Origin of the sequence: Vibrio mexicanus, from assembly GCF_001012815.1 — a bacterium.
Classification (GTDB): Bacteria; Pseudomonadota; Gammaproteobacteria; order Enterobacterales; family Vibrionaceae; genus Vibrio; species Vibrio mexicanus.
In genome coordinates, this window is the sequence record NZ_JYJP01000108.1 from 14,665 (window position 1) to 36,202 (window position 21,538).

The window sequence follows — 21,538 nt, forward strand, 5'->3', positions numbered from 1 at the left end:
TAATCGGCTCTTAACGCATTGGCCAAGCGAGTTGACCCTTATTGTTCTCTCATTCCTCCAATAAGACACTTGCTTGGCCGCATTCAAGATAAAACTCATTACAACTAACTCCAGTATTACTTAGGGAGCGAGCTATGGATTTCGTGCTTCGCCGCCTCGCCTTTTACGCATTGGCGTTTTTCTTCGCGGCTACGTTTAATTTTTTCTTGCCCAGGTTAATGCCAGGCGATCCGATCATGGTTATGTTCGCATCGCAAGGTAACCCATTACCCGTAGAGAGCTTAGAGTCTCTAAAACAAACATTCGGCTTTGTCGACGGGCCGCTTTATCTTCAGTACATCACTTACATAAAAAGCGTTTTTACTTGGGACTTAGGTGTGTCTGTTAAGTTCTACCCACTTCAAGTGAGTGAAGTTATCGGTCGTTCAATGATTTGGACACTCTTCTTAGTGGGTACATCTACCTTGATCAGCTTCTTCATCGGTTCAATCTCGGGCATCATCGCTGCTTGGAATCGCGGTAGTTGGTTAGATACGATTCTGTCACCACTCTCTTTAGTGTTGCAGTCAATCCCTGCCGTTGTATTGGCACTCACCTTCATGTTTGTGTTCGGTGTCGCCCTAAATTGGTTCCCGTATTCATACGCCTACAATATTGAGCTAGATCCCGCTTTATCGTGGGAATACATTTCGAGTGTCTTGCATCACGCCACCATGCCTATTATCTCGCTAGTGATTGTCCAGATTGGCGGCTACTTGCTGACAATTCGTAATAACCTAATCAACTTACTTGGTGAGGACTACATAGTCATGGGACGTGCGAAAGGCATTTCTGAGCGACGAGTTATGTTCAATTACGGTGCGCGAAACGCCTTGCTTCCATCGATTACCGCGTTTGCCATGACCGTGGGAGTAGTGATGGGGGCTCGCTGATAACTGAGGTAGTCTTCAACTATCCGGGATTAGGAAATACGCTATTTGAAGCGATAGTTGCTCGTGACTATCCGGTGATTCAAGGTCAGCTACTCATCATGACCATTGCAATGCTGAGCGCAAACTTTGCCGCCGACCTTGCTTACGTTTATCTCGACCCACGACTACGCCGCGAATAATAGGAAGTTATCATGAAAGGATTTTTGAAATTATTGGGGCGCAATAAGAAAGTGGCGTTTGGCCTATCGATTGTGCTGTTCTACATCGGGATTGCATTGTCTTCATCGCTACTGACTGAGCATGATGCGAACAAACGTGTTGCAAGGCCTCACCAAGCTCCAAGTGCTGAACATGTAATGGGTACTACGCGCATGGGGCGCGATGTTTATCATCAATTTATACAAGGCACCTCAACCTCGCTTGCTGTCGGTTTCAGTGCTGGGATCATTATCGTCATAGTTGGCACAGCGTTGGGGGTTTCAGCTGGCTACTTTGGCGGTAAATTTGATGACATCGTTAACTTAGTGACCAACGTGGCGCTAGTAGTTCCGCAGTTGCCTTTGCTGTTGGTATTGGCTGCATTCATAGGTGAGGTGAGTCCGTTCACTATCGCCTTGATTATCGGCTTGACCAGTTGGGCATGGGGCGCACGTGTTACCCGAGCGCAAACATTGTCGATACGTAATAAGGAGTTCATTCAAGCCAGTGAACTGGCAGGTGAACCAGCTTGGCGAATCATATTTGTGGAGATATTGCCTAATCTATCATCCATCATCGGTTTGAACTTCCTCGGCTCGATTATCTTCACCATTATTACTCAGGCAACGATTGAATTCCTTGGCTTGGGCGACCCACTATCAGTCAGTTGGGGCACCATGCTTTATAACGCGCAAAACACATCCGCATTGATCGTGGGCGCGTGGTGGGAAGTGTTAGTGCCGTGTGTGGCGATCGCAATACTGGGCGTAGGCTTGGCACTGCTCAACTTCGGTATTGATGAAATCTCCAACCCACGTTTACGTACCTTCACGGGTATGAAGAAATTCAAGCAACGCGTAAAACTGATCCAAGAGCGTAAGCGTCAGGCGAGAATGTCGCACCCTGATCTCGATAAAAAGGATGCTATCTATGAGTAATACATTAGAAATCAAAGACCTTTGCGTTGATTATTTACTAGAGGATGGCGAGTTCGCGGCGGTTAAGAACGTGAATTTTCATATCAAGAAAGGCGAGATTTTCGGATTGGCAGGGGAGTCAGGTTGCGGGAAAAGCACCATCGCCTTTGCCATTAGTCGACTGCTTCAACCGCCTGCGTATATTTCAGATGGCGAGATCCTGCTGAACGGTGAAGACACACTTACCATGACTGATAAGCAGGTGGCGGACATTCGCTGGAGCAAAGTCAGTATGGTGTTCCAGAGCGCGATGAACAGTTTGAACCCCGTGATTACGGTTGAAGAGCAGTTTCGCGACATGTTCAAGAAGCATCGTGGTTACAATCGCGAGCAGTCGGCTGAAAAAGCCCGCGAGTTGTTAAAGCTAGTAGGCATTGCCCCTGAACGTCTGTCGGATTATCCACATCAGTTCTCTGGTGGTATGCGTCAGCGCATTGTTATCGCTATAGGTCTAGCATTAAAACCTGACCTGCTGATTATGGACGAGCCGACAACAGCGTTGGATGTCGTGGTTCAGCGTGAAATATTGATGCAAGTGCACGCCCTCAGAAAACAGTTCGGATTCTCGGTTTTATTCATTACTCATGACCTGAGTTTAATGACCCAGCTTTGTGACCGAATTGGTGTAATGCTAAAAGGCGAACTGGTTGAGGTGGGGGCTTCAAGAGACATTCTAACCAACCCACAACATGCTTATACCAAGAAACTCTGGCAATCAATCCCAGCCGCTTTTGAGCAAAAAATGAAACAGAAAACTGAGGAGGCGACGGCATGATTAATCTAAACAGTGGCGATACCATAATCTCGGTTAAAGATATGGCCAAAACTTTCCATACAGGGAAGGGAGTTAAGAAAAAAGAAGTGAAAGCACTGCGTAATGTCAGCTTTGATCTCAAGAAAGGGCGAGCCATGGCGTTGGTTGGCGAAAGTGGTTCAGGAAAAAGTACAGTGGCGCGCTTGTTGACCAAAATGCACGACCATTGCAGCGGTGAGGTGCTGTTTAAAGGGCAAGACATCAGTGAAATCAATACTCGTCAAGCGCTGGTGGACTATCGAAAGCAGATTCAAATGATTTTCCAAGACCCGTATGGTTCGCTCAACCCTGCGCATACAATTTATCATCATATTGCTAGGCCGTTGCTGACTCACAAGCATGTAAAGAATCATGCGGAAGCGAAAGTTCGCGTAAATGAGTTGCTTGAAATGGTTGAGCTTGATGCAGAGTCTACAGCACCAAAATTTCCACATCAGCTCTCTGGTGGTCAAAGGCAGCGTGTCTCTATCGCGCGAGCCGTTGCGGTTGGAGCAGAAGTGATTTTAGCGGATGAACCAACGTCTATGTTGGATGTCTCCATCCGATTGGACGTGTTGGATCTACTCAAACGATTGAAAGACGAGCAAGGGTTTACTTTTCTCTACATCACACACGATATTGCTACAGCGCGTTATTTTGCAGAAGAGATTGCCATCATGTACCAAGGGCAGATTGTGGAGTACGGCGATACTGGCAGTGTGATTGATAATCCTCAGCATCCTTATACCAAGTTACTGTTGTCTGCGATCCCAAATCCTTATGTGAGCTTTGAAGAGGCAACAGAAACAGGTGCTGAGTTATTGGCAAAAGCGAATCAAATCCGCGAAGCCAGTTTTGAACCTGTCTCTACCTATCACCAGTTCAAAGGCAATCACTTCTACGGTGCGATGGAAAAAGACTTAGGCGACCTAATTAATTTGTAGTTGTTCCGGTTACACGACCAAAGCGCCACTTATTCGATTAAGTGGCGCTTTTTTTGGTTTTTTTAAGGCTCAGTTTTACATAGGACGTAATAGGTATCGCGGAATCTGGTTTGCTCATAATAATAAAATATTATTGAATCAATAATAAATGATAATTTCATGGTTTCCTTCTTGGGCGTTACATTACGTCTCAATAACCTTGTTTTTAAAAGTTTGAGCGTTGATCAAGCGCTATTTAAAAGCCCAACAAAGAAGGCAAAACATGAAATTTCTTCACACAATGATCCGCGTCGCTGACCTAGAAAAATCGATCGAGTTTTACACCAAAGTCATGGGTATGAGCGAGCTTGATCGTTTTGAGAATACTGAATACCGATACACTTTGGTGTTTATCGGTAATCCAGACCATCCTGATTCAGCCACTATCGAGCTGACTTACAACTGGGATACAGACAGCTACGAACACGGCAATGCTTTTGGTCACCTAGCGTTGGGTTGTGAAGACATTTACGCAGCATGCGATCAAATCAGATCACTGGGTGGGAATATCACTCGTGAACCAGGGCCACTTAAAGGCGGTGAAACTCACATCGCTTTTGTTAAAGATCCAGACGGTTATCAAATCGAATTGATTCAGTTGAGCAAATAACGAGGTTTGTCATGAAAGATACATTGTTCCAACCAGTACAGCTGGGTTCGCTAACGCTTCAAAACCGTATTGTGATGCCGCCAATGACTCGCTCTCGTGCAAGTCAGCCAGGCAATGTCGCCAATGACATGATGGCCAAATACTACGCTCAACGTGCTTCTGCAGGTTTAATTGTCGCTGAAGGTACACAAATTTCACCTATGGGCCAAGGTTACGCTTGGACACCGGGGATTTACAGCCAAGAGCAGGTTGCAGGCTGGAAAAAAACGACGGATGCAGTTCACGCAGAAGGTGGCGTGATTTTCGCTCAGCTTTGGCATGTTGGTCGTGTTACGCACCCAGACAACATTGGTGGTGAGCAGCCAATTTCGTCTTCAGCTTTAAAAGCGGAAAACGTAAAAGTATTCATCGATAACGGCAGTGACGAACCGGGCTTTGTCGACGTGGTTGAGCCTCGCGAAATGACCAAAGATGACATTAAAGAGGTGATTGAAGAGTACCGCCAAGCGGCATTGAATGCGATTGAAGCAGGTTTTGATGGTATTGAGCTTCACGCTGCTAACGGCTATCTGGTAAACCAGTTCATCGATTCAGAAGCAAACAACCGAACTGATGAGTATGGTGGTTCTATCGAAAATCGTCTGCGTTTCTTGGGCGAAGTGGTTGAAGCATGACTCAAGCGATTGGTGCAGATCGTGTAGGTGTTCGTCTAGCTCCATTTACGTCACTAAACGGTACCGTTGATAAAACACCAGTAGAAACTTACACGGCAGCGGCTGCGCTTCTTGATAAGCTGAATGTGGTGTACATGCACATTGCAGAAGTGGATTGGGACGACGCGCCAGACACGCCAGCTGAGTTCAAGACAGCCGTACGTGAAGCTTACAAAGGTACAATCATCTACGCAGGTCGTTACAACACTGAGAAGGCAGCGCAAGCGCTAGAAAGTGGTTTGGCAGACATGGTTGGTTTTGGTCGCCCATTCATTGCTAACCCAGACTTGCCAAGTCGTATTCAAAACGATTACCCACTAGCAGCGCACGATCCTGCAACGCTTTTTGGTGGTAATGAAAAAGGCTTGTTGGACTACCCAGCTTACCAAGGTGATTAGCTTATCAGCTTGTGAATATGATTAATTCAGACCCTGCGTTAATCGCGGGGTTTTGTTTTATGAAAGTTAGTCAATGTCAGCTAATTAAGGTCAGCTAACTCGGTGATGGGTTGACCTTGGTAATACATGATGTCAGCGAGGCCCAACATAGGTAGATCTTCGACCGTGTCACCATAGGCATAAATTTTTGAATATGATGACAAATCAATAGCTTGCTGAATACCGATGACCTTTCTTTGTTTGCTGCAATCACCGTTGACATAGTTACCCGTATATCGACCATTTCGCACCTCAAGCGTGCTACAGATCAAGGCTATTCCCTGCTTTTGACACCAAAGGCTGAGGTAAGGATCGAGCGATGCAGAGACTAGATAGATGTCGTCGCCTTGATCCGAGTGCCAACGAATTTTCTCTAGCATTTCTTCCCGCAGAGTTGTGGGTATGTATTCTTCCACGTACTTTTGGGCAGATTGCTGCACATCACTTGGGCGGCGAAGCCAAAAGGCGACTTTAGACACCACTGGCCGTGTTTTGCTCGCGGGTAGTAGGCCAAGTTTGTACAGCGCAATAATGGGGAGGTAAGGCAAAGGCCAATGAGCAGTCGAGGCTTGGGCGTCGAATAAAACAAGAATTTGGTGAACGTGTCTTCTGTGGTAATTGTGCGATCGAAATCAAACAGAGCGAGATTCAAATTTTTATCCTTTGTTAGCGAATGAGTTTTAAAATCTGCTTAAACTCATCTTTTCGGCAGTCTTGAACCATCTCATATAAACACATTTCCAAGCCAGTTATCTTGCCGCCACTGTCTCTCACTCTCTCAAGACCGAGCTGCTTGTTGTCTGGGGTACGAGAAGACACACAATCACTAACCACTTCTACATTGAGCCCTTTCTCTATGAGGCCTCTAGCAGTCTGGTACACACAAATATGGCTTTCGATACCGCAGATCAGCCAATGCTCAATCTTAGTCGCCTCCAACGCTTCTACAAATTCTATCGTATCGCAGGCGTTGAATGTAAATTTGGAGATGGGCGAAGAGTCGGGCAAATGAGCGTTGAGTTCATCTACAGTGCTGCCAAGTTTGTCAGGATTCTGCTCAAGCTGAATGATGGGCAAGTTTAATATGGCTGCGCCTGAATCAGCTTTTCACAGTTGGCAATCAGTGTATCACTGTCGTGAACGAGCCGAGCCAGCTTCCCTTGAATATCAACAATGATAAGTCCGGTGTTGTTTATGGTTAACATTAAGTAGTCCTCTAAACGCTGTATAGACTCGCTGAACAGTTAGCCTAACCCATTGAGAAACAGAGCCAATATTAGAGTTGTAAATTTAAGGGGTGAGTATCATTTTGGAACAACGATCAGCCAAATATCATGGGAAACACACAGATAGCAAAAGCGGGTAAACCAGCTAGGACAAGCTTGATACAAAACCGCGTGTTATCAGACATACGGTCATCGTCAATTTCGTTAGCTACTATGCTGTCTACCATTGAGTCTGCAGCGATATCAGCCTTATCGCCGCCAAAACCACCTCCGGGTGGATACATGAAAAATAGAGCGGCGACGCCCCATATGGCTATGGAGACAAAGAACGTATAGTCCGACCAAGACTCGAATCCGAAGAACCCCGTGCTTTTTTCAACGCCGAACACGACAGCGCCGGCAATCAAGTTAGCGATTAGGACAAATTTGAGGGTGTTCAATACAGCAAATCCTTTTAAGCTGAAGTTGAAGTTCATGATAGTGACCAATAGATATGCATTTCAGTCAGTTATATCAGAAAATCTAAGACTCTGAAAACTCACGTAACGCGTTCATCGCCGCTTGTGCTTTCTCTTTCTGTACAAATATATGGTCATGGTAGTAGCCAGCTATAACATTAGCACTGATACCATGTTCGCCGAGTTTGGTCGCAAAGGCAGCCGTCAGCCCTACCGCTTCAAGGCTCGAATGGACCGTTAGGGTAATGAGGCTAAATATGCCCTCAACACTCAAATTTGCATCCATCGCTTTCTGCTGCTCCAGTACTAGGGTTAAGCCCTCTTGCTCGCGGAATGTCGCAATAGGATCGAGATTGATGTAATCGGCCAGTTGCCTGAGACGGTGCAAAATACGTATTCACCTTCAATGAGCTTTGGAGACATGGATTTAAGTAGAGTGTCGAGGTCGGTAATGGCGGTCATTTTTATTCCTTAATGTTCAGCTTTCTTACTTAGAATTCAGCTTCCAATGCGAGTGGGTTGTGACCACAATAAGGAGAAATGGAAAATTAGTGAAATTAATTATCTTAATTTTCCATAGGTCATACTTAACTGGGACTTAAAAGGGCGTTAAACGCCCTTTCTGTATTGTTGATTGCGTGTTGGCGTAATGGCCTGTTGCAGCGTGTCAAAATGCTCTACGAGGTTAGGTTGTCTAAGGAAAGCAAGGAACAGGTCAATCAGCTTCTCATTGCTTACGTGGTGTTTGGTTTCTGTTTGAATGTCTCTTAGGTCGATCATGACATCGGTGAACAAGTCAGAGTGATCACTTAACACATCTAAATTGAGGACATTCAAATCACTGTAGAGACTGTTATAACTGCCTTTCTGTTTGTCCACCACGTACGGGTTATCTTTAAGGTTTAGGATAGATGTACGTTTATCACAGCGACGCAAACAACCTTTGTTCAGTTTGATCTTTTTGCACCCTTCCGTTTGTTGGAACAGACATTGGCGACTGGTTAGCAGCGTATTCGGGTGGTAGACGTTGTAAAACGCGCGGAACTGGCTCGGGCGTTGGATGTAGTTGAGCTGCTTTTTGCTTAGCTCGTTGGAGAGGAAAGCCCCAGACGCCGTGTATTCTTCTTGCAAACATTTCAGCGTGTAAGAGTTACAGCTATTCATTTGATCGCCGGCAATCCAATTTAGATTGAGCGATTGTGCGATTGTCGCAACACCAGAGTTGTTGGTGATCAGTAGCTCAGGCTTTATCTTGTCTAGTAGCATTCTTGCCGCTTCGAAATCATCACCAATCAAGATCGCAGGGAACCATGGCTTCAAATTTGGGTTGCCTTCGAACAACTCAAACAAGTTTGGTAACTCAGCTTTCAAACCCATTGGCAACTGAAAATACACGTCGATATCATTTCGTGCTGAAAGGTAAGCTTCGTCGGTGTTTGATATCAATACAGATAAACGCTGTGGATTTTCAAAACGTGAGTGCTTTTCTAGCGGCTCAAGTGTTGGCGTATCGATAGCGCCTTTCAAACTCGCCCCTTTGCTGCTTGAAGTGATGTCCATGCCAGCGGTGCGGGCCGCGACATTTTCTATGATGTCCGTTTTTTTGTCATACAGCGCCTTCTTCACGGTTTGCACGTTTTCTGCAGACGTACATTGGTAGATTTTGGTGAAGTGCTTAACCGCATGATCGCGCGGATTGTCGATGTACATGCTTTTGCCAATTTCACCTTGCAAGAAGCCGTTGGTAAAATCGCGATTGAAAACCGTATAGAGTTCTTCGGTATTGTTTGAGAGTTCTTGTCCATCGCACAAACGATCAATTTGCTTACGCCAGTTGTCTACGACGGTAAAGACATAATGAGGCTTTTTGATGCGTCCTTCGACTTTGAGAGAATAGACCCCAGCGTCCGCCAAAGCTTGCAGGTCACCAAAGGCCGAGTTGTCTTTCATGTTGAGCGGGTAGTTGTAGCCTTGTGAGGTGGTTTGATATTGCTCTCTGCATGGCTGACTGCAACGGCCGCGGTTGCCAGAGGCACCATTTCTCGCAGAACTAATGTAACAAAGCCCAGAAAAACCAATGCAATAGGAGCCATGAACGAAGACTTCCATCAGTACATTACGCGCACGCCCGTACTCACTTAAATGACGAATCTCATCGATGTTTAACTCACGAGATAGATTGACTCGGCTCGCGTTTAGCTTGCTCAAGAAATCAATTTGACCGCTATTGTGCGTGTTGAGCTGGGTGGAGGCGTGGACATCTAGGCTAGGGAAGTGCTTCTTAACTAGGTATCCCAAACCCAAATCCTGAATGATCACGCCGTCGATGTCTGTCTCTGCTAACTGGGCCAGCAGGCGCATTACGGCAGGAATCTCGCTCTCTAGAATCAGAACATTGAGAGTGAGAAATATCTGGCATTGATTTCGGTGAGCGAGCGTTAGAATGCCTTTGAGGTTATCTATGGTTAGATTGGCTGCGCGGTTGCGAGCATTAAACCTGTCTAGCCCGCAGTAGATAGCATCGGCTCCGGCCGCAATGGCAGCTTTAATGGATTCAACATCACCACCAGGCGCTAATAACTCAAACTGATCCCTTGTAAAGCCGTCTGTTCCATGACTTACAATACTCTTAATCACAAATTACCCACCCACAAAAAATGAGGGGGTATTCTACGCATTTTTGGTAGGAATTACCTTAAAAATATGAAGTCGGTCATGTTTTTAAGCGAATATACATACACGGTTTCGCCCTTCGGATTTCGCTTGGTAAAGCGCAGAATCGGCATTATCAATAGCCGCTTCTAGGCCTAACGTTTTGTTAATGGGCGCAACGCCAACGCTGGCAGATATTGAAAACGAGTGGTGCTGGTGGCGAAACTCACTATCTTCAATGTCTTTACGTATGCTTTCAGCGACATCGGCCGCCATTGTCCGATTGCCTTTGACAAGGATTAAGAACTCCTCACCACCCAATCGATAGATCCAATCGTGGTCGATTCTTTTCTCGACCAAGTTGGCGGTAAATATAAGCACTTCATCGCCAATGCTGTGCCCGTATGTATCATTGATTTTTTTAAAGTGGTCGATATCGATATAAAGCGCGTGTACATCGGAACTGTTTTTCAGTTCTTTTTCATAGTCATACTCAAGCGCAAGACGATTTTTTAGCTGTGTTAATGGATCGGTAATTGCGGCAACTTCCAGTGCATTTTGGATTTTAGCGCGGCTAATCTCATGAGAAAAAGAGACAGCCCAAATTGCGAGATACATAAACACAAAGTTCAGTAGTGAGAACGTATTAATATAAGGGGCCCGCTCCCACAGAATGAATCCGAGGCAGATAAAGACACACAAAGAGGCCATAGTCGCACAGCGTTTAGTATAAAAAATATGGTAAACAGCAGGTAGCAAAAACGACCAATATATGATGCCCGAGTCGACTTTAGTGATGAAACGCCAAAGACAATAATGGTGGTGAGAAGCAAATTGTATACATCGATCTGGCGCGGTGTGACTTTACGAGATTTGATGCGATAGAAGATGTAACCTGAGTAAAGAGCGAAAATCGCTTCACTCACAAAAAGCACGTAGTTGTCAGTTAAGACATAATTGATAACGCTGAGAATGAGCGCAAAGCCTCCAAACACCAAGCATATGCCTTGCAACACTAGGTTTTTATGAGTGGAGTTGGAGTTAGTAATTGTCATGGGGCTACTGTGTGGCTATGTGTATAGTAAGTAAACTATCAATTGATCATATGTGTAAAGTTACATAATGATGAAGTTCGTAATTTGTCTCAAAATTGTAAATGATTTTCATAACTGATAATACTAGTGTGTTTTATAAATTTTGTGATTAATTCTGCGTTAGAGGATCTTCTTCTTCAAGCTGCGATCAACTCGTCATTCGGTTCAACTGTTTTAGGTAACAGTTGTCAAATACCGTTTTTCGCGATGTTGGCAGGTTTTCTTTAACCATTTGAGTTATTATCTGTTCTCTCGTTTGGTTGTCTTTTGTCAGCCTGTTTCCCCCAAACTGCTCGTGTTGAGCGATATGAGAACCATAAATTGACCATGGAAAAGATCGCCATTTTTGTTGATGTACAAAACGTCTACTACACCACTAAAGAGAAATACCGGGCCAACTTTGATTACAACCAGTTTTGGTATGTGGCAACACAGGGAAGGGAAGTGATTCAAGCGAATGCTTATGCGATAGCTAGTAACGACCCAAAACAGAGGCAGTTTCACCACATCCTCCGTGGTGTTGGCTTTAATGTTGAATTAAAACCGTTTATTCAGCGCCGAGATGGCAGTGCGAAAGGAGATTGGGATGTTGGTATTGCCTCGATGCGATTGAGTGGGCAGAAAAGGTCGACACCATTGTACTAGTGTCTGGTGATGGGGATTTCGCTGTACTTGCTGACAGAATTCGCGACCGTTTTAATAAGCGTGTTGAAGTATTTGGCGTACCAGGGCTGACCGCCCAAAGTTTGGTTGATGCAGCTAGTCAGTTCACACCGATAGATGATGATCTGCTACTGCGATAACGGTTAGCGCTTTTAACAACTTACTTAGCTGTTTCGTCGCAGTTAGAAACAAAAAGCCACTGCAACTATGCAGTGGCTTTCGCTTTCTTATGCAGGTTTTAATGACCTAATTCACATTGGATTAGTTGGCTGGACGCCAAACTCCCCACTGATCGTTTTGATAGGTAGTTTTAGGGTCAGAACCACCTTGCACCCACCATTGTGCTTCCCATTTCTCATTGTCGTAGGAAACGACTTCACCACCTACGTAGGTTTTTGATGAGTCCCAAGCATCAGGGTTTGGACCTGGCCCTGGGCCTGGTTCACCATCGTCAGCGATCACCTCAAATGTGAAGGTTTCACTGAGCTCACTAAAAATCGCATCAGCCACAAACGATAAAGTTTCAGTTTGAGTCACGGCGCTGGTATCAACAACGATGGACGTTGAACCATTGTTTTCAATACTAACGCTTGTGCCTTGAACCTGGGTTAAGTTTGCGGCTTCACTAGTGGAAATCACCACTTTGTCGCCAGCATTGACGACTTTGTCACTCTTCACAAGCTCATAGATGTCACCGGTGAGTGGCTCAGTACCACCGTCATCACCTTCGATTACCGTGATCTTGCCGGAGGCGCGAGCATCTCTTGAGTTAAAGAAATTGCGAGATTGGTCATTTTGGAAGTACATGTAGTGAGACATCTCTTCATGCCAGTCACCAATGAATACTGCGCCATCTTTAAATTCCGCGTGCCAACCGTTGATTTCAGAAGCCAGTAGGCGCTCCCAATCGTTGACGTTGTTAGCATCAACATCAATTGAGAAGCTACGCGCTACATCGCCGTACTTGTTGATGATGTCGTACTTAACCGTATCACCAAGTTCTGGGCCGACAAAATCTACTGGGATATATCGCTCACCGCGAACGAGATCTTGCTCTGGTGGTGGCTCAGGAGGAGGAGTTTGGCCATCAACAATGGTGATATCTGAACAGTTATAGAAACCTTCGCCTGCTGCATCATTACGTTGCCAACGGACAAATAAGATTGCATCGCCCGAACGATCTGAAGGAATGGTGACATCCATGCGGTATTTACCGCCTTCGACAGGAATATTGCCTGCTGTTTGGATTAAATCCAAATCGCTCCATGCGAGTGCTTTGCTTAGATCTGTGCTTGGCTTAGTCAGGTAAAATTCCCAGAAAGATGGGTTGTGAGGGGCGGTTGCGTTGAAAACAAATTCAAAAGTGCCTGCGCTAACTTCGGTGCGAGTCCAACCTGTATGGGGAGCGCCCATTCCTTGCTTTTGAGGATCGTTGGCGTAGCAAAGCGTTCCATCTGGAATTGCTGCCTTTACTGCCGCCATGTTGTTGTAATCGGTAATGTTCTTCGCGTATTCGTTACGCTGAACAAATGGGTATGTACCTGAAATCTCTTTGGCTTGCGCACAAGCTGCATTGGGCGGGTTGCCAGACCAAATGCCACCTTGTTCGTAACATATGTTTTGGCGAGCACTTGGAAATTCTGTCCAACCGTGCGCATGTGCGGTGGTTGGCAGCGCCGATAGCATCGCCAGTCCCACTGCGGCTTGAATAATATTATTGTTTTTCACTGTTTTACTCTCTATGTAGGTGTGCCGTTTGACGAAACGATAATTGAGGTAGGCGTTTCGTGTACTGCTTGTTGTTTTTGTCGGGAGACAGGAAAAAATATAGGCAGAAGTTGCTATATGAAAAGCGTCATGATGTTTGAAAGGAATTAACATCACAGTTAATAATATCGTTTATAAAATATGAGCTGAGCATTAACCTAAATATGTCATTTTTATGGCATATAATTTAGTTTTGGAACTAAGTGCACACTATTGAAAGGAATTGAAACCTAACCCCAAATTGCCCTCCAAATTTGAGCCTAAAGAACCAAGGGCATCGACCAGTACACGGGTTTTCGTAGGACCGTCTGCTCATTTTTGAGAAGTGGAAGGTAACTTATCGCCAAAGAGGGTTACAGTCAGTTTGAGTTGAACTAATCTGTTGCGCAAATCAGATGAGTAGCTGTTTGAGCATGATTTCGAAAGCTTTCATGGTGAATCTTCGTGAACTCGTCTCTATCACTTGCACTGCCTAAATCATAGGAGTCAGTTTTGTTTAAGCTCTATTACTACCCAAATAATGCCAGCCTTGCACCACACTTTTTGCTCCATCATGTTAAAGCTGACTATAAATTGTTGTTAGTCGATAAAAAATCCAATTCTCAGAAATCACCGGAGTATTTAAAGCTCAATCCAGCAGGTCGAATTCCAACGCTTGTAGTCGATGAACAGCCAATCTTTGAGAGCCCTGCGATCTGTATGCACATTTGTGAACTTCATCCTGAAGCCAACCTAATGCCGCAGATAGGTGACCCTAAAAGGCCGCTCTTTTATCAATGGTTGGCGTTTTTAAATAATACGCTGCAATCCGAACTGATGGTTCGTTATTACCCGCATCGTCATACCAATGACCCAGATACAATTCCAAACGTTGTGGCTGCGCAAGATGATCGCATTGCAGACGCGTTGGCGGTAATAGATAAACAATTAGCCAATAACGACTACTTGCTGGGGGATAGCCTAACGGCTTGTGACTACTTCCTATTCATGTTGGCTGAATGGTCGCTGCCTATAGAAAAGTCACCACTAACATTTACCCATCTGAGAGCTTACTTAAAGCGGTTATGCGCGCTTTCTACTATTCAAAAAGTGTGTGAAATTGAGGGGATTGACCTAACGGTTTTTAAAGCATCAGATTAACTCAACCATTGTCCCAATGGTTTACTTTGTAAGTTGTTGGGGCAAAGACATCGTTTGCAACAAACCTCTGCTTAAACCTAACTTCTCGCCATGTATAATCAAATGTTTCGACAACGCACCTAGCGATCATCACGCCATTAATGGACTATTGAATGCAACTACAGAATATTGATAAGCAGTTATACCGCTCCCGTTTGAACTATGTCATTGTCACTTGTATCGCTGTTCTAGCCATTGCGAGTTTGGCTATTTCTCAAACGCTGATCTTTTTGTTTCCGTCGGAAGCAGGCTCGCACTTTCATTGGAACTTATTAGGCGTTGTAGTCAGTGGAATTGGCGTGGGCGTCGCACTGGTTAAGTTGAAAAGTCATCCAAAGATGAAAGAAGTAGCTTACGTGTGGGATCTTAAACACGCACTCAATTTGATCTATCGAAAGAACAGAGCGCTCAAGGCAGCTTCTAAAGAGGGCAATGCAGATGCAATGCTTGCACTTCAATTTAGCTACGAAGGGTCACGTCAGTTGTGGAAACTGGACGACAATACCATCACTATGAGTAGCTTAAATGCAGCTCAAACCGAACTTGACGAGTTAGCGAAAGAGTTTGGGATTGAGCTGGATATTTCTAAATATGATTCATCAGTACTGAGTCAATTTTAGCCAAGCAAGTCAGTTAGTTACTGTCTAACTTATTTGTGTCGTTTTTGTTTTTACTGCGCGTCTGCTTCGTGCGCGCCAGCTTCTGGACTAGCTGTTTCAGTTTGCTCAGTTTCAGCTTGCACCGCTTCTGCTTGTTCAGCTTCTAGTTTTGCACGCTCTGCTTTAGAGATGTACTTAGGCTTGTTGCTTTTATGCAGCTTAGCGTTCGCTTTCTTTTGTTTCTTCTTTAGAATCTCGTTGATTTTCTTTTTACGGTTCATCGCTACATACTCTCTAAATTCAGGAAATAGGCTGGCTAGGAAAAGAGCGAGCGAGAATATAGTGTTTAGTGACAAACCGCAAATTATCTGGCTATATGAATGATACTCTACTCATTCAAATGAGTGAGCTTTACCCAGAGATATCGGTCATAGAATGAAAAGCAGCGAAATCCTACAAGGAAAACTACAAACCGAGTTTAAAACGGTGGCATCGATGATGGAGATCTACTGCCGGTCGCATCATGATTCGAGTAAAGGACTATGCGCAGCGTGCAATGATTTACTGATTTATGCTGAGCAGCGACTCGATCGTTGTCCATATGGACAAGAAAAACCAACGTGTAATCAATGCCCAATTCATTGCTATAAATCAGAACCTAAAGAGCAGATGCGATTAGTAATGCGGTACTCGGGGCCAAGAATGCTACTTCCTCATCCCATCTTGGCAATTAGACACTTGCTTCATGAGAGAAAGCCAGTGCCGAGTAAACCAAGTAATATGACCAATCGTAAAGCCCGTATGAATAAGTAAAGCTCAGATTGAACCAAATCTATAAGAGGCCCCAACAAGGGACCAAAAGGAAATACTAATAATAATGGATGCTCAACATCAAAACAGTCGCCAAGCAAGGCGCACGTCGGCCAAAAACGATGCTTCAACAGGCAAGAATAAGAATTTGGCTATCTTGCTAGAGTTAGGCAAGTTTATCGCACCCTACAAGTTTAAAGTCGCCGCTGCTTTGCTGGCTTTGGTTTTCACCGCAGGGTTAACCCTGTCTGTCGGACACGGGGTACGTCTGCTTATTGATAATGGATTTGCTCAGCAATCGGTGGAGCAGTTAACGCAAGCCATACAATTCATTGTTGGCGTGACCGTGCTGATTTCCATCGGAACTTTCTTTCGTTTTTACTTGGTCTCGTCAGTCGGTGAACGAGTAAGCGCCGACATTCGACTTGCTGTGTTCAACCATGTGGTGACATTGCACCCGAGCTATTTCGAGGAAAATGGCAGCGGCGATATCATGGCGCGCCTTACCACTGATACGACTTTGCTGCAAAGTATTATAGGGTCGTCGTTTTCTATGGCCATGCGCAGTGCATTGATGTGCTTGGGTGCGCTGGTCATGCTGTTTGCTACCAATATCAAACTCACTCTTATCGTTCTGATATCGGTGCCATTTATCTTGGTTCCTATCCTCTTCTTCGGCCGTCGCGTGCGTGCTCTGTCCCGCGATAGTCAAGATTCGATGTCGGATGTTGGCAGTTACGCTGGTGAAGCGATTGAGCACATTAAAACAGTGCAAAGCTACTCGCGTGAAGCAGAAGAAAAGCAGGCGTTTGCCTATGAAGTTGAGCGCGCGTTTGATATTGGTCGTCAACGCGTGAAACAGCGTGCGATCTTGATCTCTGGTGTGATTGTCATTGTTTTCTGCGCGATTGCAGGCATGCTTTGGGTTGGCGGCAGTGACGTGATTAATGGCGTGATGAGCGCAGGGGACTTAGGTGCATTTGTCTTTTACGCAATCATGGTGGCATCGTCATTGGCGACGATCTCTGAAGTGCTTGGTGAGCTTCAACGTGCGGCAGGCGCTACAGAGCGTTTAATCGAGATTCTTCAAGTGGAAAGCAACATCGTTGCGCCGAATAACTGTGGTGCGATAGTCGAGCCCAAAGCTCACGATGTGAAGTTTGACAGTGTGGACTTTTGCTATCCATCTCGTCCCGATCAGAAGGCGATTGCAAACCTCAATTTGGTTGCGGAAGAGGGTAAGGTACTTGCACTCGTTGGCCCATCTGGCGCAGGTAAATCCACTTTGTTTGAATTGCTGCAGCGTTTCTACGACCCGCAGCAAGGCACTGTTTCTATCGGCGATATCGAGCTATCGCAGTTTGAACCAAGCCAACTTCGACGTGAAATGGCGTTGGTACCTCAGCAGCCTTCGCTGTTTAGTAATGATGTTCTACACAATATTCGCTACGGCAATCCGGATGCCAGTAACGATGAAGTCGTCGAAGCCGCGAAGAAGGCCCATGCCCATGACTTTATTACTAAACTGCCACAAGGTTACGACAGTTTCTTAGGAGAGCGTGGCGTACGTTTGTCGGGCGGTCAAAAACAGCGCATCGCAATTGCTCGCGCTATTTTAAAAGACCCCAAAATCCTGCTACTTGATGAAGCTACGAGTGCGTTAGACAGTGAAAGTGAGCATCACGTTCAGCAAGCTTTGGAAGAGTTGATGCAAGGCCGCACAACCCTCATCATCGCCCACCGACTTTCGACCATTCAGCACGCTGACAAGATAGCGGTTCTCGATCATGGTGAGTTGGTGGATGTGGGTTCTCACCAAGAGTTGATGCAACGCTGTGACTTGTACCAGCGATTGGTGGAGCTTCAGTTTAAAAACTAGGTAGCGGTAGAGTTCAAACTAAAAATCTGATTTTTGCGAACCATTTTGGTTCGTTTCCATTAAGGTTCAATAAGTTATGGGTTAACATATTGACCAAACTCATAATGGATGAAGATCATGACAGCATTTTGGACTCTACTTGTACTCATTCTGCTTGTTGCGTTTTACGCAGTAAGTATCTACAACAAACTCGTCACGCTACGTAACCGTTTTAAAAACAGCTTCGCGCAAATTGAAGTTCAGTTGAAACGTCGTTACGACTTGATCCCCAACCTTGTCGAAACAGCAAAAGGCTACATGTCTCATGAAAAAGAGACGTTCGAAGCTGTGATTCAAGCGCGTAATCAAGCGCTATCGGGTTTAGAGTCGGCCAAGCAGGCGCCAGATAGTGCTGATGCCATTTCAATGCTCAGCCAAGCTGAATCCATGCTGACCAATGCGCTCGGTAAACTCAATGTGGTTGTGGAAGCTTACCCAGAGCTTAAAGCAAGCGACACAATGGCTCAGCTTCAAGAAGAGCTGACCAGTACAGAAAATAAGGTTGCCTTTGCTCGTCAAGCGTTTAATGACAGTGTGACTGGCTACAATACTTACAAACAGCAGTTCCCAGCGGTCATCTTTGCCAACATGTTCAACTTTCAAGACGGCAATTTACTGGAGTTTGCTGATAGTAAAGAGATTCAAGACGCTCCTAAAGTGGCCTTCTAATGGACTTCTTTCAGCATCAAGATAAAGCAAGAAGGCGATCATTCCATTTAATCTTGCTGTTTATTTTGGCGCTCCTTTTGGTAGCAGCTTGGTGAGCTGTGCCGTGGTGTTTGTATTGTTTATGGACGATACAAAAATGCCAACTTTGCCTGACTTGATAGAGGTATTTATCCCGACGCTTGGTGTTGTAACTGTCTTAATGCTTATGGCATCCGGCGTACGCCTTATCGAAATTACTTCCAATGGTGGCAGTACCATCGCTCAACGGCTAGGCGGTAAACTTGTATCAACAAACACGTCGAAAACGAAGTACCGCCAGTTACTGAACATCGTTGAGGAGATGTCGATTGCTTCAGGTATTCCCGTCCCCCAGTTTATGTGCTTGAGGGAGAGAATGGGCTTAACGCGTTCGCGGCGGGAATGAGTATTGATGACGCCGTCATTGGCGTCACTCAAGGAGCACTGAACACCTTTAATCGAGAGGAGATGCAAGGTGTTATTGCGCATGAATTTAGCCACATCCTGAATGGTGACATGAAGTTAAATACATGGTTGATAGGTGCTATTTTCGGCATCACATGTTTAGCGCAAACGGGTGAGTCGGTCTTAGAAGGGTTAAGTCGCTCATCTCGAGTGCGCTCGTCGAGCTCTTCAGACTCCAGCAAAGCGGGTATCGGTATTTTCGCTCTCGGTTTAGCGCTTTACATTATCGGCTGGTTTGGCTTGTTGGTCAGTTCCATGCTCAAAGGCGCGATTTCACGTCAGCGGGAGTTCCTTGCGGATGCCAGTGCGGTTCAGTTTACTCGTAATGACCAAGGCATTGCGCGAGCATTGATTAAAATTGGCAGTCTACCTCAAAGCTCTATGGTGAAGAGTCGCTCAAGCCACGAGGCAAGCCATATGATGTTTGGTCAATCTTGTTTTGATGGTGTGAATGGTTGGTTTGCCACTCATCCACCATTAGACGAGCGGATCAAACGAATCGATCCAAGCTGGGATGGACGTTTTAAGGTCGATGCGAAAAAAACACCACAGTCAGCCAAAGGGAGTGTAGCAGGCTTCAGCGCATTTACTCAGACTGCACCGATGAATGATGTTGGTTCCAGCAATTCAAATCAACTTAACCCATCAGAGCTTGCCAATGCTGGCAGAGAGGTCATTGCGAGTATTCCACCGCGCCTTGTCGATTTTGCTCGTGACCCTTTTTCAGCGCGCTTTATTCCCTTGTTTCTGATGTACGACGGTAGTGAAGAGCAAAAGAAACGTATCTTCGACAAAATTCCAATGGGATTGGTGGGGCAGGTTGGGCACCTGATGGACAGTACATTAGCGGTGCATTTGCGTTTACCTCTATTGGAACTGGCGATACCCGCATTAAAATCACTTAGTGAATCTCAAATAGAGCAGTTATTGGATGCGTTGAGCAATGTGGCAGACAGTGATAACCAACTGAGCTTTTCAGAGTGGTGCGTCATTAATTTAGTTGAAAAGCTCGTACTTCCTCCGTTAGGTTCGATTCGAGGAAATCGTTCGCTAGAACAACATAAAGCGCAAGCGTTAATCGTTCTTAACACCTTAGCTAAATGCAGTCATAAGGATGAGCATGAAGCAAGCCAGTCATTTGAGGCGTCAACGACTGAGTTGGGTTGGAAAGGCGTGGACTATCGACATGAGATGGCAGACTTTTCTGAGCTCAAGGCGTCGTTGAACTTACTGGTTCAATTGAAACCTAGTGGTAAAGAACGCTTTCTGCGAGCGTGTAAACTGTCGATTGAGTCTGATGGTAAGATCGAAACGAAAGAGGCAGAGCTTTATCGAGTGATTGCCTCCTTCCTCGAAGTTCCAGCGCCTCCACTCGCGCTTCATTAGGCGGTATTCTGGACTGATCCAACTCAAAACTCGCTGTTTCTGGTTCTGATAAAATGATCGAACTTGGAGCGGCGAGTTTTTACGTTTTGCTCGACCAACCAAGTCCAAGTGATCAAGTTAGAGCCAAAATAAACCGATCCCCAATGAGTCAGAAAGACATTCTTCAAACCATTTCCGAATTTACCTCTATCGAGCAAGCGCTGGATTATTTTGAGATCGGCTTCGATAGCCAATTTATCAATGAGTACCGTGTGCCGCTCGCCAAGCGCTTTAATGGTTACTTGATATTAGAGAAACCGGACGATTGGTTTTCTGCAAGGCGCGCACTAAAAAATGCGTACTGTAAGATTCAAAGAGGCAGGCTCGATAAACACACTCGCTCAGCGTGCCGAGGCTGTACAACTTGTCAACGGCGCTAAGCGCAATTTTATATAGCAGTCCATGCCGACTTAATCACGGCTACTTATTCATGCCCGCTCATGTTCTGAGAGACTCGCTCCATGCGTTTGCGTAGCGCATCAGGCTTCAATAGATGAATGACTCCACGCTCTAAACTAATCTCTTTGGAAACTTCTAGCTCTTTTAGCGTCTCATTAAGCCTTGGTCTAGAAATCCCTGTTATCAAACTAAGCTGCCTTTGAGACGCGTGGATCTTTTGAAAACTGCCTTTAATGTTAGGAATGTACTTCGCGATCTCTAACAGGCTCGATACGATGCGCGTTTCTTTGTCATACAAGGTACTTATCTGCGCGCGGATCCACGCCTGTTGGGTCTTATGTGTACTGTGATAAAGCCATTTGTAGATTTCAGGGTTAATTTTAGCGAGCTCTTCAATTTTGGCCTGAGGGAAAATCAACATCTCAATAGGTTCGAGCTCTTCAATCGTGGCTTTGTAACGAACGCTTTGTCCAATCACGCGCCGCCTAACCAGAAACCGTGACCAAAGATACCCGCATTCATGGTATTGGTGCCTTCACCGCTGAATGTGACC

At 45.4% G+C, this 21,538-nt stretch carries 19 protein-coding genes and 6 pseudogenes; 15 read left to right on the plus strand and 10 right to left on the minus strand.

What is annotated here, in order from left to right; translation table 11 throughout:
* The first annotated feature begins 134 nt into the window (after positions 1–134).
* The 6 genes and pseudogenes from UA76_RS16120 to UA76_RS16145 all read left to right on the plus strand — a co-directional run bounded on the left by UA76_RS16120 (position 135) and on the right by UA76_RS16145 (position 5,604).
* A pseudogene (locus UA76_RS16120) lies at positions 135–1,111 on the plus strand (ABC transporter permease).
* A 12-nt stretch (positions 1,112–1,123) separates the two neighbouring features.
* Positions 1,124–2,068: an ABC transporter permease gene (locus tag UA76_RS16125; protein ID WP_047048250.1), complete on the plus strand. Its 945-nt coding sequence runs from the start codon at positions 1,124–1,126 to the stop codon at positions 2,066–2,068.
* The gene (locus UA76_RS16130; RefSeq protein WP_238322326.1) at positions 2,061–2,882 is read left to right on the plus strand and encodes an ABC transporter ATP-binding protein; all 822 of its coding nucleotides are present in this window, start codon (positions 2,061–2,063) and stop codon (positions 2,880–2,882) included. Before UA76_RS16125 ends, UA76_RS16130 begins: the two co-directional genes overlap by 8 nt.
* Complete coding sequence (locus tag UA76_RS16135) at positions 2,879–3,844, plus strand: ABC transporter ATP-binding protein (RefSeq protein WP_047048256.1); 966 nt, start codon at positions 2,879–2,881, stop codon at positions 3,842–3,844. Before UA76_RS16130 ends, UA76_RS16135 begins: the two co-directional genes overlap by 4 nt.
* Positions 3,845–4,106: 262 nt before the next feature.
* Positions 4,107–4,493: a lactoylglutathione lyase gene (gloA, locus tag UA76_RS16140; RefSeq protein WP_047048259.1), complete on the plus strand. Its 387-nt coding sequence runs from the start codon at positions 4,107–4,109 to the stop codon at positions 4,491–4,493.
* Positions 4,494–4,504: 11 nt separating this feature from the next.
* A pseudogene (locus UA76_RS16145) lies at positions 4,505–5,604 on the plus strand (alkene reductase).
* An 80-nt stretch (positions 5,605–5,684) separates the two neighbouring features.
* Here the strand turns inward: UA76_RS16145 and UA76_RS16150 are convergent.
* The 7 genes and pseudogenes from UA76_RS16150 to UA76_RS25715 form a co-directional block, all read right to left on the minus strand.
* Entirely contained in the window at positions 5,685–6,125 is a 441-nt protein-coding gene (locus tag UA76_RS16150; RefSeq protein ID WP_238322327.1) for an HAD-IB family phosphatase, read from the minus strand.
* Between the two features lie 184 nt (positions 6,126–6,309).
* A pseudogene (locus UA76_RS16155) lies at positions 6,310–6,848 on the minus strand (hydrolase).
* A gap of 116 nt (positions 6,849–6,964) precedes the next feature.
* A complete protein-coding gene (locus UA76_RS16160; RefSeq protein ID WP_238322328.1) occupies positions 6,965–7,309 on the minus strand; it encodes a hypothetical protein in 345 nt (114 codons plus the stop codon).
* Between the two features lie 82 nt (positions 7,310–7,391).
* Positions 7,392–7,789 (minus strand): annotated as a pseudogene (locus tag UA76_RS16165) (ACT domain-containing protein).
* 147 nt (positions 7,790–7,936) lie between these two features.
* A complete protein-coding gene (locus UA76_RS16170) occupies positions 7,937–9,964 on the minus strand; it encodes a peptidase U32 family protein (protein WP_238322329.1) in 2,028 nt (675 codons plus the stop codon).
* A gap of 84 nt (positions 9,965–10,048) precedes the next feature.
* Complete coding sequence (locus tag UA76_RS16175; protein ID WP_047048264.1) at positions 10,049–10,597, minus strand: GGDEF domain-containing protein; 549 nt, start codon at positions 10,595–10,597, stop codon at positions 10,049–10,051.
* Positions 10,589–11,034, minus strand: a pseudogene (locus UA76_RS25715) (hypothetical protein); the annotation flags it as partial. The gene UA76_RS16175 and the pseudogene UA76_RS25715, both read right to left, overlap by 9 nt.
* A gap of 366 nt (positions 11,035–11,400) precedes the next feature.
* Between UA76_RS25715 and UA76_RS16180 the strand changes: the two are divergent.
* Positions 11,401–11,876, plus strand: a pseudogene (locus tag UA76_RS16180) (LabA-like NYN domain-containing protein).
* Between the two features lie 121 nt (positions 11,877–11,997).
* Here UA76_RS16180 and UA76_RS16185 read toward each other — a convergent pair.
* A complete protein-coding gene (locus tag UA76_RS16185; RefSeq protein ID WP_202906955.1) occupies positions 11,998–13,422 on the minus strand; it encodes a lytic polysaccharide monooxygenase in 1,425 nt (474 codons plus the stop codon).
* Positions 13,423–13,995: 573 nt separating this feature from the next.
* Here UA76_RS16185 and UA76_RS16190 point away from each other — a divergent pair.
* Positions 13,996–14,643 (plus strand): glutathione S-transferase family protein, encoded by a 648-nt coding sequence (locus UA76_RS16190; protein WP_047048267.1) that lies wholly within the window; start codon positions 13,996–13,998, stop codon positions 14,641–14,643.
* A 152-nt stretch (positions 14,644–14,795) separates the two neighbouring features.
* Positions 14,796–15,302 carry a DUF3087 family protein gene (locus tag UA76_RS16195; protein WP_047048271.1) on the plus strand — a complete coding sequence of 169 codons (507 nt, stop codon included), beginning with the start codon at positions 14,796–14,798 and terminating at the stop codon, positions 15,300–15,302.
* Between the two features lie 50 nt (positions 15,303–15,352).
* Here UA76_RS16195 and UA76_RS16200 read toward each other — a convergent pair whose 3' ends face one another.
* The gene (locus UA76_RS16200; protein WP_047048273.1) at positions 15,353–15,562 is read right to left on the minus strand and encodes a DUF2986 domain-containing protein; all 210 of its coding nucleotides are present in this window, start codon (positions 15,560–15,562) and stop codon (positions 15,353–15,355) included.
* 154 nt (positions 15,563–15,716) lie between these two features.
* Between UA76_RS16200 and UA76_RS23145 the strand changes: the two genes are divergently transcribed.
* The 6 genes from UA76_RS23145 to UA76_RS16220 all read left to right on the plus strand — a co-directional run bounded on the left by UA76_RS23145 (position 15,717) and on the right by UA76_RS16220 (position 20,966).
* Positions 15,717–16,094, plus strand: a complete 378-nt coding sequence (locus tag UA76_RS23145) for a nitrous oxide-stimulated promoter family protein (RefSeq protein WP_075202590.1) — start codon at positions 15,717–15,719, stop codon at positions 16,092–16,094.
* A gap of 64 nt (positions 16,095–16,158) precedes the next feature.
* A complete protein-coding gene (locus UA76_RS16205) occupies positions 16,159–17,970 on the plus strand; it encodes an ABC transporter ATP-binding protein/permease (RefSeq protein ID WP_047048275.1) in 1,812 nt (603 codons plus the stop codon).
* Between the two features lie 108 nt (positions 17,971–18,078).
* On the plus strand, positions 18,079–18,678 hold the full coding sequence (locus UA76_RS16210) for a LemA family protein (protein ID WP_157617655.1): 600 nt from the start codon (positions 18,079–18,081) through the stop codon (positions 18,676–18,678).
* A gap of 121 nt (positions 18,679–18,799) precedes the next feature.
* Positions 18,800–19,102, plus strand: coding sequence for a hypothetical protein (locus UA76_RS24850; RefSeq protein ID WP_238322330.1), 303 nt, complete (start codon positions 18,800–18,802; stop codon positions 19,100–19,102).
* Positions 19,099–20,547, plus strand: a complete 1,449-nt coding sequence (locus tag UA76_RS16215; RefSeq protein ID WP_238322331.1) for a M48 family metalloprotease — start codon at positions 19,099–19,101, stop codon at positions 20,545–20,547. Before UA76_RS24850 ends, UA76_RS16215 begins: the two co-directional genes overlap by 4 nt.
* 143 nt (positions 20,548–20,690) lie before the next feature.
* Positions 20,691–20,966 (plus strand): nitrogenase-stabilizing/protective protein NifW, encoded by a 276-nt coding sequence (locus UA76_RS16220; protein WP_047048334.1) that lies wholly within the window; start codon positions 20,691–20,693, stop codon positions 20,964–20,966.
* Positions 20,967–21,010: 44 nt separating this feature from the next.
* On the opposite strand, the gene UA76_RS22595 is transcribed toward UA76_RS16220, so the two are convergent.
* Entirely contained in the window at positions 21,011–21,463 is a 453-nt protein-coding gene (locus UA76_RS22595) for a Crp/Fnr family transcriptional regulator (RefSeq protein WP_052772078.1), read from the minus strand.
* Positions 21,464–21,538 lie beyond the last annotated feature (75 nt).